This window comes from Nocardia pseudovaccinii NBRC 100343 (genome assembly GCF_001613225.1).
GTDB classification, from domain to species: Bacteria; Actinomycetota; Actinomycetes; order Mycobacteriales; family Mycobacteriaceae; genus Nocardia; species Nocardia pseudovaccinii.
The window spans coordinates 118,133-134,444 of sequence record NZ_BDBY01000193.1 but is presented as its reverse complement, the minus strand read 5'-3'; the positions used below and the strand labels follow the sequence as shown (position 1 = coordinate 134,444).

The window sequence follows — 16,312 nt, the reverse complement described above, 5'->3', positions numbered from 1 at the left end:
CGAGGGATTGCCGATCGATGCGCCGAACCCCTCGGCGGATGTAGCGATCCGGCGTTGATCGGGGATGGCATGGCGGCCCTGCCTGGTCCCGTTTTCGATGGCGGACATGAGGTCTCGGGCCTGCTCCGCCGAGCGCGCTCGGTGTCGCGGTTGCTCGGTTGCGGGTTCGGCTGGAACCGGCTGCGCCAGTTGCGGTGCGATACTTGCTTGTCGGCGCCTGCGGGGCAGGGCGGGCCGACTGTCGAATTCGGTCGTCTGTGGCCCATCGAACGTCGGCTGCGCTTGCGGTTGCGTGGGTGCCATCGCAGCCAGGGCAGTGTGTGTCCGGAATTCGGCGACCGTTGTGGCGGCCGAACGGTCGGTGGCGAGCATCAGCTGCCTGCTTCGCTCAGCCGATATCGTCGGCTCTGAAGCTATTGGCGGCGCGGCTGTTTCAGCGGTCAGCACGGTCGCGGGGATGAGCACGATCGCGCGGATCCCGCCGTAATCGGACTCGGTCAGCCGCACCGAGATACCTTGCCGAGCCGCCAGTTTCGCGACAACGAACAGTCCGAGCCGAGAGTCGGTCGATAACGCTGCCAGACCGAAATGCGGTGGCTCGCGAAGTATCTCGTTGATTCTGGCCGTCTCGGACGGCGGTATCCCCATACCCTGATCGTTGATCTCGACCGCCACCCCCTTCCCGACAACTGCGCCGGTCACCTCGACTCGCGATTGCGGCGGTGAAAACGAGGTCGCATTGTCCATGAGTTCGGCGAGCAGATGAGTGACGTCGGCGACAGCCGCGCCCGACACCTGGGTCTCGGGTAGTCGAGCGATGCGGACATGCGTGTAGTCGAGGGTTTCACCGACGGCGCTGCGCACCACGTCGATCAGCCGCACCGGATTGCGCCACTGTCGTCCTGGCTGCCCGCCGCCGAGCACAATGAGGTTCTCGGCATTGCGGCGCTCGCGGGTCGCGAGATGATCGAGCTTGAACAGCGTGTCCAGCATTACCGGATCCTCTTCACGCGCTTCGGCTTCGTCGAGGATCTCGAGCTGTCGGTGCACCACCATCTGGCTGCGGTGAGCGATATTCAGGAATACAGCCTTGACACCCTCGCGAGTGCGCGCCTCGTTCACCGCGCCCGCCACGGCCGCGGCATGCGCGTGCTGGAATGCCTTGGCCACCTCACCGATTTCGTCGCGACCATAGTCCAGATCCGGTGATTCGGTCGCGGGATCGATCACTTCACCCTCACCCAGCCGTCGCATCATATCGGGCAGCCGCTCGTCGGCGAGGGCGAGCGTTTCACCGCGCAGTCGCCGCAGCCGACGGATGAATCGATTGGCCAGGACCACCGCGATCAGAAAGGCGACCAGGCTGACCGCGACCACACCGCCGCCCGCCCACGCGGATTTCGTGGTGGCGTCGGCGGCCTTGCCCTCCGCCAGCTGTTGCGCCTGCTCGTTCTGCGCGAGCCAGATATCGACCAGGCCGCGGTTCACCTCGGCGACCGAGCTGCGCCAGTCCTCGGTACTGAACGGCAGCGGCGCGGATTGTCTGCCCGGTGTGCCGGTGGTGCTCGACGATCCGTTACCCGGTCCTACCGTATTACGCAGGACAAGAGCATCTTCCATAGCCGTGAGTCGCTGCCACGCTTGGCTCGAGGTAAGAGTTTGCAGGCTCTGTTTCCGGTCCGGGCCGAGTGCGCTGGTAAGACTCACGACCTCGGAGTGGTAGAAACCGGTCTCACGCAGAAAATCCGCTATCGGAATGAGCGTCGTCCCGCTCGCGGCGGCCAGCACGCCCGCCAAAGCATCACTGCGTGACATCGCTTCGACTATTCGGAACAGTTGCACCCCGTCGGCGAGTTGTGCGGCGATTTCCGCGTCCGGCGCGGTTCGTGCGATGACCCTGGAGCCTTCGACGATGCCGTCGAGGAGTCGGTTGTAGAAAGCATATGCGTCGGCAATCGGCAGTTGGTCGGTGTCGATAGCGGTGCGCGCCCGGGCGAGTTGGGCGTCGAGGGTGAGGAAATTCTCCGCGGTCGCACCGATTTTCGAATCGTCCACCGCGCGCACTCCGGTCGACCCGGCAATGAGGCTTTTGAACGCATTATCCAACTGCAGGCGCGCCGTACCGAGCGCGGGTACGGCCGCCTCGTCACCGCCGAGAGCCGCCAACGTCAACTGGCGTTCTTCCTGCACCGCCGCCACGAACACCCGAGCTGTCGGAATCACGTTGCGATTCTGCGAGGCCCACTCCTGAGCCTTATTCCCCTCGGCGACCAGGTATCCCGCGGTACTCGCGCCGACCACGAGCAGCGACAGGCTCGGGATGAGCGCGATCGCCAGAATCCGCGACCGGACCCCGAGTCTCACTCTGAACATCGGCCCAAGGTAGTACGGGCCGGATCGAATTGATTGTCCTCTTTCCGTGCGATGGAAACCGCGCGGAGCGGCACGTGCGACAGACCGCCCCAGCAGAGGGCGACGGTGATTTCGACGGCTTGTTCCTTCGGTACGGGCCGTTCCGCGGACAGCCAGTAGCGCGAGGTGAACTGGCTGGCGCCGACAAGCCCGACCGCGAATGCCCACGCGTGCTGCGGACCGAGGCCGGAGTCTCGGACGAGTAGATCCTGTACCGCACCCACACAGGCCGCGGTCGCCTGCCCTATGCGCCACTGCACGGACGGCTCGGTGGGCACCTCCGACTCGAAGACCAGCCGGAATCCGTCGGGATCATCGTCGACGAAGTCGAAATAGGCATGAACCGCTGCCGATAGCCGCCCATGATTGTCGGCGGTCGAATGCAGGGCGTCGTGGACGGTGGACACGAGTCGGTCGAGATGCTGCTGCAAAACCGTCAGATACAGCGTCAATTTGCTCGGAAAGTACTGGTACAGACTGGGTTTGCTGATACCTGAATGTCTCGCGACCTGATCCATGCTGGTCCCGTGGTAGCCACGGGTCGCGAAAACCTCACCGGCGCTTGCGACTATCTCACGGCTTCGCACGGCACGAGCCGATCTGACCGCATCTGCCCGGGTCGTCGCCGCGTCGGTCGGCCCGGGCTGTGACATGTGGTCAGCGAGATCGGTCATAGGAAGCTCCCATCGGTGTCCGCGAGATACGCCGGTGAGACGGCTGCGCGACGCTGCCGTCTGTGCTGGATGACACTGATTGAGTATACTGTTATCCGGTCAACTGAGTTCGATTCGTCAGCCCTCGCGCGACCGCCGTGTCAATTCGACTGTCGCCGCGCGCAATTCGTCTGCCGAATCGATCGGGGTCGCATAGCCGACCCGAGTCCGCGCCACTCCGCGCGGCGTCACCACTCGCAGATCGAGCCCATAGCGATCGGCGCGTTCACAACTCGCCTCGGTCGCATCCGGATACCCGCCCAATACCTGCGCCATCGACAACAGCGCATCCGCATGATCGTCATTGAGGTGCGTGATCGCCCGCCCAGCCACTGGAACAACCGGATCCGGCGCGGCCGCCAGATACTGCTCCGCCGTCGCGGAATCCATCCGCCCGTACCCGCCGACCCATCGAACTCGCCGCACCCGCAATACCCACAGCGAGAAATCGCTGTAATCCACGTAGTACTTCGCCGCGGGCACCGCGGCCAGATGCGCCTCTCGCGCCGCCGCGGCCTCGGCACCGCCCGGCCGCTCCACCACACCGGCCAGCGTGATCCGGGTACCGGCCAGCGGATCGGCCGGAACATCGGGCGACACCACCGACAAGCTGGCGCGCGGATCCGCCGCGAGATTGCGCCCGTGCTCGGCCATCCGCGATACGCACAGCACCGGCTGACCATCCAGCAGCCCGTAGGTGACGAACGACGCCCACGGGCCGCCGTCCTCGCTCAAACTCGCCAAGGTCGCGATGTTCGTCGCCGCCGCAACGGTTCTGGCCTCCTCGGCCGCCGACGGGCGAGCGGAATTCACCAGGGGCGCGGTCGGCTGTGGAATCGAAGGCGTGTCGCCGGGATCACCGTGATCGAGAGTCATACCGTCCATCCTCGCAGGTATCCACCGCCATCGAGCGCGGCATCCCGCCCGGCGCACGGACCAACACCGGGCCGCGCAACAGCTGACATCGGACACTCGAAACGCCGACGACCGGATATCGAAGCGATCGATCGCGCGCACAACGGCCGCGGATCGGCAAGACTGGCGTGCGTGACCCGATACGCATTCGACGCCGACCGCAACGCCCTCGTCGCCATCTGGGCGACCGGACGCGGCGATCTCTCGACCACGGTGGCCCAGCTGCCACCGATAAACCATGACCAGGCAACGAGTTTGGCGTCGAATCTGACCACCCTGTCCCGGTTCCAGTGGCGCACCTATACCCATCCGGCAAGTGCCGCAGGCGATCCCGACGTTCCCAATAGCGAGGCCTGGCGGCGCGCGGAAGAGCGCCGCAACTTCAAGGAGGTCGAGGCCGGAATCCGCACCCCGAACCTGCCGACCGACCACGGCCTCGTCGTTTCCTACAGCGGTGTGGTCGAATCCGCGCACCGCGTAGGGCGCACCCTGCACGCCGTCGACGATTCCGGCCTGCGTGACACCATCGCGGCCGAGGTCCGCACCGAACAGGCCGCCATCGAATCCGCCGAACTCGGCGATCTGTCCGGGCGCGCGCGCCAAGCGGTCGAACTCTCCCGCCCGGATGTCTCACCGGCCCAGGTCCAGGCCGCCGACGACCTGCTGCGCGCCGACCCCCTCGGCACCGTGGAACTGTTCACCGAACTCGACCCCGCCTCCGCATCCGTCGCGGCCGCGCACTGGCTCTACGCCGCCGCCGAAGTCGCGGGCGAACTCGCGGGCGTGCCGACCGCCGACGTGGTCGTCGAAGCCGACGATATCGAGGCACTGCAGGTCGAAACCCCGACCCTGGTGCTGGAGCGCCTGATCAGCGGTGAGACACCGACCGAGATCGTCGTCGACCTCATCGCCGAGGCCATGGCCGTCTCCGAAGGACACGTGCCCGCACCATGGGCGGTGGTGGCCCGCGTCGCCGAAATCGAAGAGCAAGCTCGCAAATTCGATCTCGACAGCGCCTCCCGCGCCGCCCTTCTCGATGAGTTCCGGATCAGCCGCCTCGACCCCACCCGTCCGGCCCTCGACCTCCTCGAAGATCTCCTCGACGGCATCCGCGGCTGCCTACTGCTCTACTCGGCCCACACCGCGGGCGACGACGCCGAAGTCGAAGCCCAATTCGCCGCCGACGTCAGAGGGGAAGCCGACACCCACTCCGACCAGCTGTTCTGACGCGGGCGCCGCTGATCAACCACAGCGCACAGATATCTGACGCGCATCGGCGCCCAGCCAGCGGAGCAGTGCGTCGTAAACGGCGTCGTGGTTGAGCAGGGTGAAGTGGTTGGCTCCGGGGAGATGCAGGCCGTTGGCGTCATCGAAACCGATGCGGCGGGCCCGATTTCGGCCGGAGCCGCTGGCGGGCAGTACCAAGCCGTCGCCGATGATCCGGCCGAGCGGATGACGCGGGCTGTGGGTTACCGAGGCGGTGACGAAGTAGTGGTCGGCGCAATCGAGCAGCGGTATCTCGCGAATGACTCTGCGGCGCAAGGCGTCCGCGTCCATATCATGCCAATCCTCATCGGCGAGCGAACCCTGGCGCAGGTCGCGAATGCCCGCGCTGCGGCGACGCAACAGCCGACCGAAGGGGCGGGTCTCCGGTACTTTCACCAATGCGGCGGAGGCATAGTGGACGAGCTGTTCCAACGGTGCACCCAAATGCGGTGATCCGAGACAGACGATCTGCCGCACCCGGCGCACCCACGGCAGGTCGGCCTGATCGGCGTCGTAGCAGGCGCCCCGCGCGATCAGGCCGCCCATGGAATGTCCGACGAGTGCGATCTGCTCTACCTGCACCGGCCAGTTCTCGACCAGCCGCTGCAGCATCCCGTTCAGCAGACGGGCGTTCTCCGAGATGTGCAGCCCGCTGTTGTATCGAACCATCAGCGCCGTGCAGTCGAGATCGGCTTCGAGCCGCTCTGCATAGCTGGGCCGCCCGCCGAGTCGCCAAGCGTGTTCGGTCTCCACCAAACCGTGCAGGAAAACCACGATGCGCGGGCGCGGGTTCGACACCACATCGCCGACCCACCCCGGCACGACCGGTTCCCCATTGATCCGAAATGTCATCGGCCCGGCCAGAATCGGCAGCTCATCCTCGAGACTGTCGCCGATCAAACCCTGCAATGCCGCCAGGAATCCGGCCCCGTAGACCGTGCGTGAGGGCACCGGGGCGCCGGGTACGTCCACGGTGCGCTCCGCCAGGGCTCCCGCAGCTGCCGCGGTTCCGCCGACCAGCCGATACACCCCATCGGTAATCGCATCGTGCACCACCTTGACCGGCTGCGCGGCTGGTCCCACACCTAGTCGCACCGCCGCGAACACGCGGTCCGAGATGGCTCGATGCATCGCGGCGATCCCCTCGATCGCACCACCCAGCTCATCGCCCGCCAATCGCGCGAGCGCTGGCATCTCCGCCTGTCGTTGCCGCTCGGGCTCACTCATTCATTCAGTGTACAACTGTTCACTGAGATTTTCGTGTCGAAGCGGCGGCCTAAGACGGTATGTGGCTGACTCCGACCGCCCTTTCGGTGAGACTGCCGAGGTAGAGGGTGCCGTCGTGTTCGACGACTCCGGTGACCATCGCATAGTCGGTGCCCTCGGCCTGTAGGTCGTGCACGACCTTGCCGTCGAAGTCGACGGCCATCACCCAGACGGTGCGCCGCGGTTTGGGCTGTACCCATTCCGGTAACGCCCAGACGATCCGGCGCAGGATTCCGGGCAGGGGAAGTAGACGGTCCAGCAATGGATTTCGTGGCGACGGCAGGGTGATCCATACCAGACCGTCGCTGCCGAGAGCCATATTGTCCGGGAAGCCGGGCAGGTTCTCGATCAGGCGGTCGTAGGTGCCAGCCTTCGGCCCGGTGAGCCAGTAGCGGGTCACCCGGTAGCCGCCGGTCTCCGCGACGAGCACGCTGGAGCCGTCGGGGGAGAGGACCACGCCATTGGCGAATTGCAGTCCGTCGATGAGGGTTTCGAGCTTGCCGGACGGATCGAGGCGGAACAGGCGGCCGGTGCCGGAATGCTCCAGCAGGTCGCCCATCCACTCGTCCAGCGGATAACGACGCGACGACGAGGAAAAGTAGATGGTGCCGTCCGCGGCGCGAACCACATTGCTGGCGAAGGGGAGTGGTTCGCCGTCGACCTCGTCCACGAGCACCTCGATCTCGCCCGCACTGTCCAGCCGCAGCAGTCCGCGATGGAAATCGCAGATCAGCAGTGACCCGTCGGCATCGGCATGCATACCGAGCGGACGGCCGCCGGTATTCGCCAGCAGGCTCACCGTGCCGTCCGCGGAATCGATGCTGTAGACCGAACCGTCATCGACTCCCGCAATGATTCGCCCCTCGGCGGTGCGCACCACATCCTCGGGCGCCGCACCGGGCAGTTCCCATCGCGTGATCTGGGGAAGTGGTGTGGCACTACGCATTTCGCGAGCCCGGGGTGGGGCAGGCGGTGGTGTCCAGCGCTGCGGCTGCATTGTCGATCCGGCGACCATAGCTCACCCTATCCCGGTGCCGACGACCAGCTGCTGAGAACCGGCCCTCAAATGCAACATATCCATACGTAGATATGCGCATCTATATATATATTGGCCGCACCTTGAAAACGAAATCCGTCCGGCTCCGCCGAACGCAGCACGGATCAGGGGGAGGGCTCCCTTCGAGTAACGAAAGGGGGACGAGTCGGAGTAGAGGGCAAGGAGATACGCGATACCAAGTCGTGTCGCAGGCATGGGGGGGAGAGGGAGGCCTGTGCTCGACACCGGATTTCGGGAGTGGGCGCTTCCCCGGCGCGTCAGCGGTGCAGGGCGGTCTCGTGCTGCAAACGCGACAGTTTCTGAGGATTGCGCACGGAGTGGATCCCGGTGATGAGGCCGTCGTCGATGCGCGCCGCTACGACGGAGTCGATCTCGCCGTCGAGCCGTAAGATCAGCGCCGGGTGGCCGTTGACAAAGGCAGGCTGGGCCGATCGCGTGGTGAGGTTGCCGAGTGCGGCGGAGAGGAGGTCGGCCACTGCATCGGCCCCGACGATCGGCACCAGCGCGGCCTGTGCGAGTCCGCCACCGTCGCCGAGGAAGACGACATCGGGCGCGAGAATGTCGAGCAGGCTCTGCAATTCGCCGGTTTCGACGGCTCGCTGGAATGCCGCGAGCGCGTCTCGGGTTTCGGCCGCGGAGACCACCTCGCGTGGTCGGCGCGCGGCGACGTGGGACCGAGCCCGGTAGGCGAGCTGGCGGACTGCGGCCAGGCTCTTGTCGACCGCTTCGGCGATCTCGTCGTACTCCAGATCGAATACTTCGCGCAGTACGAACACCGCTCGCTCGACGGGCGTGAGGGTCTCCAATACCAACAGCATCGCCATCGAGACGCTGTCGGCCAGCTCGATGTCCTCGGCGACATCGGGTGCGGTCAACAGTGGTTCGGGCAGCCAGGGTCCGACGTAGGACTCCTTGCGGCGTCCGAGTGTGCGTAGCCGGTCGAGTGACTGACGGGTGGTGATTCGGACGAGGTACGCGCGTTGGTCCTGCACGGTGTCGAGGTCGACGCCTGCCCAGCGCAGCCAGGTTTCCTGGAGGACGTCTTCGGCGTCGGCGGCCGAGCCGAGCATTTCGTAGGCGACGGTGAACAGCAGGTTGCGGTGCGCGACGAATGCTTTCGTCGCGGGGTCCGGACGGTCGCTGTTGCTGTCGCCGTGGTCGGCGGGCGTGGTCTGCGACATGCCGGGCATGGGCGGCTCCTGTTCGCTCTCGAGTGTGTCACCCATCAGACGTCCGATCCTGCTGTTTCATAACAGCGGGGCAGTGGTGGTGTGCGTCACATCGAAGCGCTGTTATGTGAATCGGGGTGCCGCCGTCTCATGGTCGTTCACATCAACACCGGAAGTTAGGACCGAAGTCATGGAACCCCGTTTCAACCTGAACGACAACGAGCTCGGCGCCAAGATCGGCAAGCGGTTCGCCAATACGAGCCTGGCGATCATGCAGTCGTCGCTGTCGAAGTCCACGGTGGAGCTGGTGGAGTTGCGCGCCAGCCAGATCAACGGCTGCGGTTACTGCGTCGACGCCCACACCAAAGAGCTGGCGGCCGCGGGCGAACCCGCGGTTCGGATCAACCTCGTTGCGGCATGGCGCGAGTCCACCGTGTTCAGCGAAGCCGAGCAGGCCGCGTTGACGCTCGCGGAGGAGGGTACCCGACTTGCCGACGCGAATCGCGGTGTGTCCGACGAGACCTGGGCGCAGGTGCGTAAGCACTACGACGACGACCAGGTCGCCGCACTGCTCTACCTGGTCGCCATGATCAACGCCTCCAACCGGCTCCTGGTGATTACGCAGACCAAGGGTGGTTCGTACGTGCCAGGCACGTTCGAGAGCGTGGCGAGCTGATCCGTGCGCGGATTCCGGCCCGGGTTTGTTCGGGCCGGAATCCGCGGATGGGGGAGCGCTCAGACCTGCAGCAGCGCCCCGGACGACGTCGCGTCGGGGATCGAGATCGGTTGCCGAGAAACGTATCTGATGGAACTGCGATCACCAGTGCACCTGAAAATACATCCAACTATGTAGATATGCGTATTGAACTATATAACTCCAACTATCACCTCACCTAATCCGAACAACATCAAAAGACAGCACAGACCAGGGGGTCTCTAGTCGCTGGGCCTGCCGATAATGCTTCGGCGGGCCCAGCGAGTAGTCCTAGGGATTGACCGAGAAGACGTGCCAGAGCACAGCAAGCGTGGCCAGCGTGAAAAACGGTGACAGAATCCAGGTTTCGACCTTGTTTCCGGTCCGTTCGATCACCGGCACGCAGGTACGCAGCGGGAACGGCCAGAACAGTCGGCATCCCTTATCGGTGAGGCAATCACCGGCGAGGTGGGCCAGTGCCCCGAGTCCGACAGCGAACGGCAACCACGCCGGTTTATCGGTGATCCAGTGATCCATCGCGAACGTCCCTGCCGCGGCGAGGATTATGACCGTGCCCCACGACTCGATGCCCTCGCCGGAGGGGCAAAGATGCAGTGCCCGCACCGCCAGCGCGAGCAGGAAGAACACCAAACCGAGTGTGAAATATCTTCCGAGCCAATGCTCGCCCGCCCAGGTCCCGTAGGCGACGGCGATCACGAAGGCGAACGAGTGGGTTGCGTGCCGATGGCCACCGGAGATCCAGGAAATCAAGCGGCACAGGTGGTAGGAGATGGGGCCGAGCACATGCGCGATAGTGCCGTTCGGATGGTCCGCATCGGGCAGCAGCGCGGCCCCCGCCGTCAAGAAGGTACCGAGCAGTACCTCGACGGCACCGAGATGCGTGTCGCCAGTTGGCAATACCGGATAGACCAACGCCGAGATGGGCAGCGTAGCCGCTGCCACCGACCAGGCGAAAGCGCCACTGGTCGCATGTGAATGTCCTAGCACTACATGAAGGTTAGTTGACCACAACCCATTTCAAACAAACGAGACTAACCAGCCGGTGAAAACGTATCGGGGGGAGGGGATTTCACCGAAAGTGGCCAGACGCGATCGGTGTGCCCATTGTGCATGGAACAGCCGGCGAACGGTCCGTTGGGGTCGAACAGCACGTTCATATGACTGTCGGCATGGTCCAGAAACCATAGCGACAGACCCAATTCGGCGTTGAGCCGATAGAGTTCCCAGGATTGCCAGAGCGCCTCGAGCCGCGCCACGGCCTCGGTGTGCCGCCACCATTCCGGGCACCAGGCCAGGCCGTTGTCGGCCACTTTGCGCCGATAGACTTGGGCCAGGTAGTTCTCGACGAACTCCACGACCGATCCATAGACCTGTGTCCGCTGCTCTTTCATGGCGCCCCCGAGGACAGTGGCATTCCAAACAGCTTCGAGAGTAGTCACGAAATCTGCTGAGGTCCTTTGGGAAACCTTTGAAATAGCTATGCGGACCGCCGCGAACGCGGATTCACAATGCGATCGAGTGCGTGCAGATCGGATTCCAGTGCGTAGAACACGCGCAGTGCGCCGACGAATGCGAAAAGGCTGACCACGCACAGGATCACAATCGGACCGATTACCGTCTGCTGCTGTGCCGCATCCAGGTAGACCAGACCGCCCGCCACTCCGATGAGGGGTACGGAGGCAGCGATGCCGAGATAGATCCGGCTGCGTCGGGCGAGCCGCCGTAATCGGATGGCGTCTTCGGGGGAGGTCTGTGCGGTGCCGAGTAAACCAGGGTAGTACCAGCGCAGTACGAAGAAGGTGACGGGGAAGTAGGAGTACACCACCGCGACCGCGGCCGCGACCAGATGGGATGCGATGAGGTTGATGGAGAATCCGGTGGACAGGTCGGCGGTGTAATGCAGCTGGGTCAGGAAGATCACCAGCGACAGCGCCCACCCGGCGAAGCCGACCACCGCGATGCGGTCGCCACATGCGAGTGTGTCGGCGCGCGCCTGTGCGAGGGTCTGTTCGTCGTAATGCTTGCCGCGCCGCAGTCCGTCGGGAACCAGGAACACCAGACGGCACCAATACAGCAGCGCGAGGATGCCGAGCGGGTAGCCGATCGCGCCGAGCAGCGTCGCGAGGCGCTGGAGTTGGACGCTCGCCTCGGCGGTGAGTTGCGCGTCGAGCAGGCGGGTGTTGTGCGCGGAAAGATAGAGCACGCCGAGGAATTGCCCCAGCATGCTGGCCAGTGTCACGATCGGCATCGGCCGCATCCGCAGTTTGGCGCGGATACTGCGCGCCGGTGGGTCGACGAGATCGCGGGCGGTGCGGTCCAGGGTGAGATCGAGCTGACTGGCGAGTTCGGCGCCGGTGGCGAAGCGGTCGGCGGGATCGGGGGACAGGCAGGCGAGCAGGGCATGCTGGAGTACCGGTGGGCAGTCCGGCGGGATATCGGCGGCGAAGCGGTCGGGAACCGGCTGGCGACGCAGTTCGATCATCCGTTCCAGTGAGGTATCCGATTCGCCCGCACTGCGTTCGTCGTCGAAGGGGAGTCGGCCGGTGAGCAGTTCCCACAGCACGACCGCGAGTGCGTACAGGTCGCTGCGCGTTTCGAGGTCGGCGGCGGTGGTGGACATGGTCGGATGGCAGGCCTCGAGCTGCTCGGGGGACATGTAGGCCAGTGAGCCGCCGAAGTAGGCGGCGGGACTGGCGCCGGGGATGTGGCGGCTGAAGCTGATATTGAAGTCGGCGAGTTTGGGTTGCCCGTCGACCGTGAGCAGTACGTTGGCGGGTTTGATATCGCGGTGCAGCACCCCGGCGTGGTTGGCGTAGTCCAATGCGGAGGCGAGTCGACTGCCCAGCCACGCAACGGTTTCCGGCCAGCTCAGCCGTGCGACCTCGGTGCGGGTGGCGGATGGTTGTGGTTCCAACACCCCGCCGCTGGCGGCCGCCTGGTCGACGGCGTCGAGCAGTAGTCGACCGGTCTTGCCTTCGACGCCGGTGCGGCGCAGCAGCCGCAGTACGCCGAGCAGGGTGCCGCCCGGCACGTACTGCATGTACATCAATTTCAAGTGCTGGTCGGCGATCTGGCGTTGATCGAAGACCCGCACGATGTTTTCGTGATCGAGCCGGGCCAGCGTCTGGCCCTCACTGCCGCGGTCGTGGGAAATCTTGACCGCGACGAGCCGCTGCATCGAGCGCTGCCGGGCCAGGAACACCCGGCCGAACGCGCCCTGGCCGAGCAGGATCAACATATCGAAATCGTCCACGGTCGCACCGGGTTTGATGGAGTCGAGCGTCGCGAGCGCGGCCGGATCGGTCAGGACAGTGGTGCGGAAGTGATCGCCGTCGAGGCGGTCGGCGATCCGCGCCATCTGCTGCGAATATCGCTGCTCGTATTCGGTGAGATCCAGATCCCGATCGAACTGGCGGCGTGCGGTGATCTCCTCGTAGATCAGGTCCGGAGGCAGTGGGGCGGTGTGGAGTTCGGGAAATTCGGTCAGGTACTCGTCGAGGCGCTTTTCGGATTTCTTGCGGATCGACCGGTGATGCAGATCCACTTTGATCAACTCGATGAGCGCCGAGCGCCGCAGTGCGGTTTCGGTGGGCAGATGCGGGGTCAGCTCGGGTGGTTCGCCCGCGGCCTCCCACTCACCCGCGAAATCGGCGACCGCCCTGGCCAATACGGCCTGAGCAGCCATCGCGCGATCCCCACCGTGCTCCGGTGGTACCGCGCCGAGCTGGAAGTTCATCGTCGGCTCACTCGATCAAAGTTTGGTGTCCCGGACAGAACCGAGAATATTCGATTATCGTCGTCGGCTGCTGATCTTCGCCACCTGTGGGGCTGGCCGGATCGGTGGGTTCGTAGTTGAGTTGGGGTACGCGTAGCTCGACGAGCAGGAGAAGACATGACCACGCTGTCGGATCGACCCAACACCGCCTTGATAGTGATCGACGTGCAGAACGGTGTTGTGGCCGAGGCATTTCAGCGAGACGCCGTCGTGGCGAATATCGGCACGCTCGTCGAGAAGGCCCGCGAGGACGGTGTTCCGATCATCTGGGTGCAGCACTCGAGCGAGGAGCTCGTGCCGGGGACCGCGGCGTGGGAATATGTTCCGGAGTTGGTGCGTGCGGAGTCGGAATCGCTGGTACACAAGGAGTTCGGCGATTCGTTCGAGGACACCGAGCTGGCGGAGATACTGGCGAAGGCGGAGGTCGGACATCTCGTTGTGACCGGTGCGGAGAGCGATGCGTGCATCCGATCCACCATCCATGGTGCTTTCGTCCGCGGCTACGACGTGACGCTGGTCAGCGACGGGCATACGACATTCGACAAGAGCCGATGGGGTGCCCCGTTGCCGGATCAGGTGATCGACCACACGAATCTGTACTGGCGGTATCAGACGGCGCCGTCGCGCACAGCGGTTGTCGTGGCGACGAAGGAAGTGACCTTCGGATGAAGGCACCCCCGCGAACTATGGGAGTTCGCGGGGGTGCCGGACGAGGACGACCGTCCTTATCGGTCGGTCATTCCTCCTTCATCACACCAGGTCGAACCGGTCCAGGTTCGACACCTTGACCCACGCGGCGATGAAGTCGTTGACGAACTTCTCCTTCGAGTCGTCGGTCGCGTAGACCTCGGCGAGAGCGCGCAGCTGCGAGTTCGACCCGAAGACCAGGTCGGCGCGGCTGCCGGTCCACTTGACCGCACCGGTGGCGCGGTCCTTGCCCTCGTAGGTTCCGTCATCGGCGGCCGACGGCTCCCACTTCGTCCCCAAATCGAGCAGGTTCACGAAGAAGTCGTTGCTCAACGATCCCGGGTTCGCGGTGAAGACGCCGAGCTGCGACTGCTTGTGGTTCGCGCCGAGTACGCGCAGACCACCGATGAGGACGGTCAGCTCGGGAGCGCTGAGGGTCAGCAGATTCGCTCGGTCGATCAGCAGGTACTCGGCGGGGACCCGGTTGCCCTTGCCGAGGTAGTTGCGGAATCCGTCCGCGCTGGGTTCGAGCGCGGAGAAGGACTCCACATCGGTCTGCTCCTGGGTGGTGTCGGTGCGACCCGGGGTGAACGGCACCTCGACGTCGTAGCCCGCGACCTTGGCTGCCTGCTCGACCGCCGCGGCGCCACCGAGGACGACGAGGTCGGCGAAGGACACCCGGGTGTTCCCGGTCTGGGCGGAGTTGAAGGACTCCTGGATGCCCTCGAGCACGCGCACCACCTGGGCGAGCTCGTCGGGCTCGTTGACCTCCCAGCCAGCCTGCGGCTGCAGGCGGATGCGGCCGCCGTTGGCGCCGCCGCGCTTGTCACTGCCGCGGAACGATGCCGCGGCCGCCCACGTGGTCGAAACGAGCTGTGCGACAGTCAGACCCGAGGCCAGGATCTGGCTCTTGAGTGCGGCGATATCGGCTGCCCCGACGAGTTCGTAGTCAGCGGCCGGGATGGGGTCCTGCCACAGCAGCGTCTCTTCCGGCACCTCCGGCCCGAGGTAGAGGACCTTCGGGCCCATATCGCGGTGGGTCAGCTTGTACCAGGCCTTGCCGAACTCCGCGGTGAGCTCCTCCGGGTGCTCGAGCCAGCGACGGGTGATCTGCTCGTAGATCGGGTCGAGCCGCATCGAGAGGTCCGTCGTCAGCATGACCGGGGTGTGGGACTTCGACGGGTCGTGGGCATCGACCACGGTGCCCGTGCCCGCGCCGTCCTTGGGGATCCACTGGTTCGCACCTGCGGGGCTCTTGGTCAGCTCCCACTCGTACCCGTACAGGGTTTCGAGGAAGCTGTTGTCCCACTTGGTCGGGGTCGGCGTCCAGGTGCCCTCCAGGCCGGAGGTGATCGCGTCCTTGCCGACACCGGTGCCGAAGGCGCTCTTCCAACCCAGGCCCTGCTCCTCGAGTGGTGCGGCCTCGGGCTCGGGACCGACGAGCCCGGCATCACCGGCGCCGTGGGTCTTGCCGAAGGTGTGGCCACCCACGATCAGCGCCGCCGTCTCGATATCGTTCATGGCCATGCGGCGGAACGTCTCGCGGATGTCGACGGCCGCGGCGAGTGGATCCGGATTGCCGTTGGGGCCTTCCGGATTCACATAGATCAGACCCATTTGCACTGCGGCCAACGGGTTTTCCAGATCCCGGGTGCCGGTGTAGCGCTCGTCGCCGAGCCAGGTCCGCTCCGGACCCCAGTACACGTCCTCCTCGGGCTCCCACTGGTCGACCCGGCCGCCACCGAAACCGAAGGTCGGGAAGCCCATATCCTCGAGCGCGACATTGCCCGCGTAGACCATGAGGTCGGCCCAGGAGAGCTTCTTGCCGTACTTCTTCTTGACCGGCCACAGCAGGCGTCGGGCCTTGTCGAGGTTTCCGTTGTCGGGCCAGCTGTTGAGCGGGGCGAAGCGCTGCATACCGGCACCGGCTCCGCCGCGGCCGTCGCTGATCCGGTAGGTGCCCGCGGCATGCCACGCCATCCGGATGAAGAACGGTCCGTAGTGACCGAAGTCGGCGGGCCACCAGTCCTGCGAGGTGGTCATGACCTCGATGATGTCCTGCTTCACCGCAGCCAGATCGAGGGTTTCGAATTCCGCGGCGTAGTCGAAGTCCGCGTCCATCGGGTTGGCCACGGCCGGATTCTTCTGCAGGATCGAAAGGTTGAGCTGGTTCGGCCACCATTCGCGGTTGCTGCTTCCGCCTTCGGCTGGGGACGTGAGGCGACCGGACGTAACGGGGCAACCACCGGCGGCGGGTTCCGTGTTGGCCTCTCCGATGGGCGGATGTTCCTCAGGCACGGCAATTCCTTTCGGGGGAGTGAGTGAATCGGGCTGTGA

General features: G+C 65.1%; 13 protein-coding genes. 3 read left to right on the top strand and 10 right to left on the bottom strand.

What is annotated here, in order from left to right:
* The 3 genes from NP3_RS25015 to NP3_RS25005 all read right to left on the bottom strand — a co-directional run.
* The coding region (locus NP3_RS25015; protein WP_084508943.1) for a nitrate- and nitrite sensing domain-containing protein at positions 1-2,373 on the bottom strand (2,373 nt) is incomplete at its 3' end.
* Positions 2,361-3,086, bottom strand: a complete 726-nt coding sequence (locus tag NP3_RS25010; protein ID WP_063824896.1) for a TetR/AcrR family transcriptional regulator — start codon at positions 3,084-3,086, stop codon at positions 2,361-2,363. The genes NP3_RS25010 and NP3_RS25015, both read right to left, overlap by 13 nt.
* Before the next feature lie 117 nt (positions 3,087-3,203).
* Positions 3,204-4,001 (bottom strand): HugZ family pyridoxamine 5'-phosphate oxidase, encoded by a 798-nt coding sequence (locus tag NP3_RS25005; protein ID WP_063044049.1) that lies wholly within the window; start codon positions 3,999-4,001, stop codon positions 3,204-3,206.
* A gap of 171 nt (positions 4,002-4,172) precedes the next feature.
* On the opposite strand from NP3_RS25005, the gene NP3_RS25000 reads away from it, so the two are divergent.
* A complete protein-coding gene (locus tag NP3_RS25000; RefSeq protein ID WP_063044035.1) occupies positions 4,173-5,267 on the top strand; it encodes a hypothetical protein in 1,095 nt (364 codons plus the stop codon).
* Between the two features lie 15 nt (positions 5,268-5,282).
* On the opposite strand, the gene NP3_RS24995 is transcribed toward NP3_RS25000, so the two are convergent.
* The 3 genes from NP3_RS24995 to NP3_RS24985 all read right to left on the bottom strand — a co-directional run bounded on the left by NP3_RS24995 (position 5,283) and on the right by NP3_RS24985 (position 8,819).
* On the bottom strand, positions 5,283-6,533 hold the full coding sequence (locus NP3_RS24995; RefSeq protein WP_063044034.1) for a lipase family alpha/beta hydrolase: 1,251 nt from the start codon (positions 6,531-6,533) through the stop codon (positions 5,283-5,285).
* Between the two features lie 49 nt (positions 6,534-6,582).
* Positions 6,583-7,518, bottom strand: coding sequence for an SMP-30/gluconolactonase/LRE family protein (locus NP3_RS24990; protein ID WP_169814580.1), 936 nt, complete (start codon positions 7,516-7,518; stop codon positions 6,583-6,585).
* Between the two features lie 368 nt (positions 7,519-7,886).
* Positions 7,887-8,819 carry an RNA polymerase sigma-70 factor gene (locus NP3_RS24985; RefSeq protein WP_063044047.1) on the bottom strand — a complete coding sequence of 311 codons (933 nt, stop codon included), beginning with the start codon at positions 8,817-8,819 and terminating at the stop codon, positions 7,887-7,889.
* Positions 8,820-8,988: 169 nt separating this feature from the next.
* Here NP3_RS24985 and NP3_RS24980 point away from each other — a divergent pair, with 169 nt between their 5' ends.
* Positions 8,989-9,474: a carboxymuconolactone decarboxylase family protein gene (locus tag NP3_RS24980; RefSeq protein WP_063044033.1), complete on the top strand. Its 486-nt coding sequence runs from the start codon at positions 8,989-8,991 to the stop codon at positions 9,472-9,474.
* Positions 9,475-9,783: 309 nt separating this feature from the next.
* Here NP3_RS24980 and NP3_RS24975 read toward each other — a convergent pair whose 3' ends face one another.
* The 3 genes from NP3_RS24975 to NP3_RS24965 form a co-directional block, all read right to left on the bottom strand.
* Positions 9,784-10,500, bottom strand: coding sequence for a metal-dependent hydrolase (locus NP3_RS24975; RefSeq protein ID WP_063044032.1), 717 nt, complete (start codon positions 10,498-10,500; stop codon positions 9,784-9,786).
* A 44-nt stretch (positions 10,501-10,544) separates the two neighbouring features.
* Positions 10,545-10,868, bottom strand: coding sequence for a DUF4913 domain-containing protein (locus NP3_RS24970; protein WP_245721097.1), 324 nt, complete (start codon positions 10,866-10,868; stop codon positions 10,545-10,547).
* 122 nt (positions 10,869-10,990) lie between these two features.
* On the bottom strand, positions 10,991-13,249 hold the full coding sequence (locus NP3_RS24965) for a serine/threonine-protein kinase (protein WP_084508937.1): 2,259 nt from the start codon (positions 13,247-13,249) through the stop codon (positions 10,991-10,993).
* Positions 13,250-13,405: 156 nt separating this feature from the next.
* Between NP3_RS24965 and NP3_RS24960 the strand changes: the two genes are divergently transcribed.
* On the top strand, positions 13,406-13,957 hold the full coding sequence (locus NP3_RS24960; protein ID WP_063044030.1) for an isochorismatase family protein: 552 nt from the start codon (positions 13,406-13,408) through the stop codon (positions 13,955-13,957).
* Positions 13,958-14,038: 81 nt separating this feature from the next.
* Here the strand turns inward: NP3_RS24960 and katG are convergent, their stop codons facing one another.
* A complete protein-coding gene (gene katG, locus NP3_RS24955) occupies positions 14,039-16,273 on the bottom strand; it encodes a catalase/peroxidase HPI (RefSeq protein WP_063044029.1) in 2,235 nt (744 codons plus the stop codon).
* Positions 16,274-16,312: the final 39 nt, after the last annotated feature.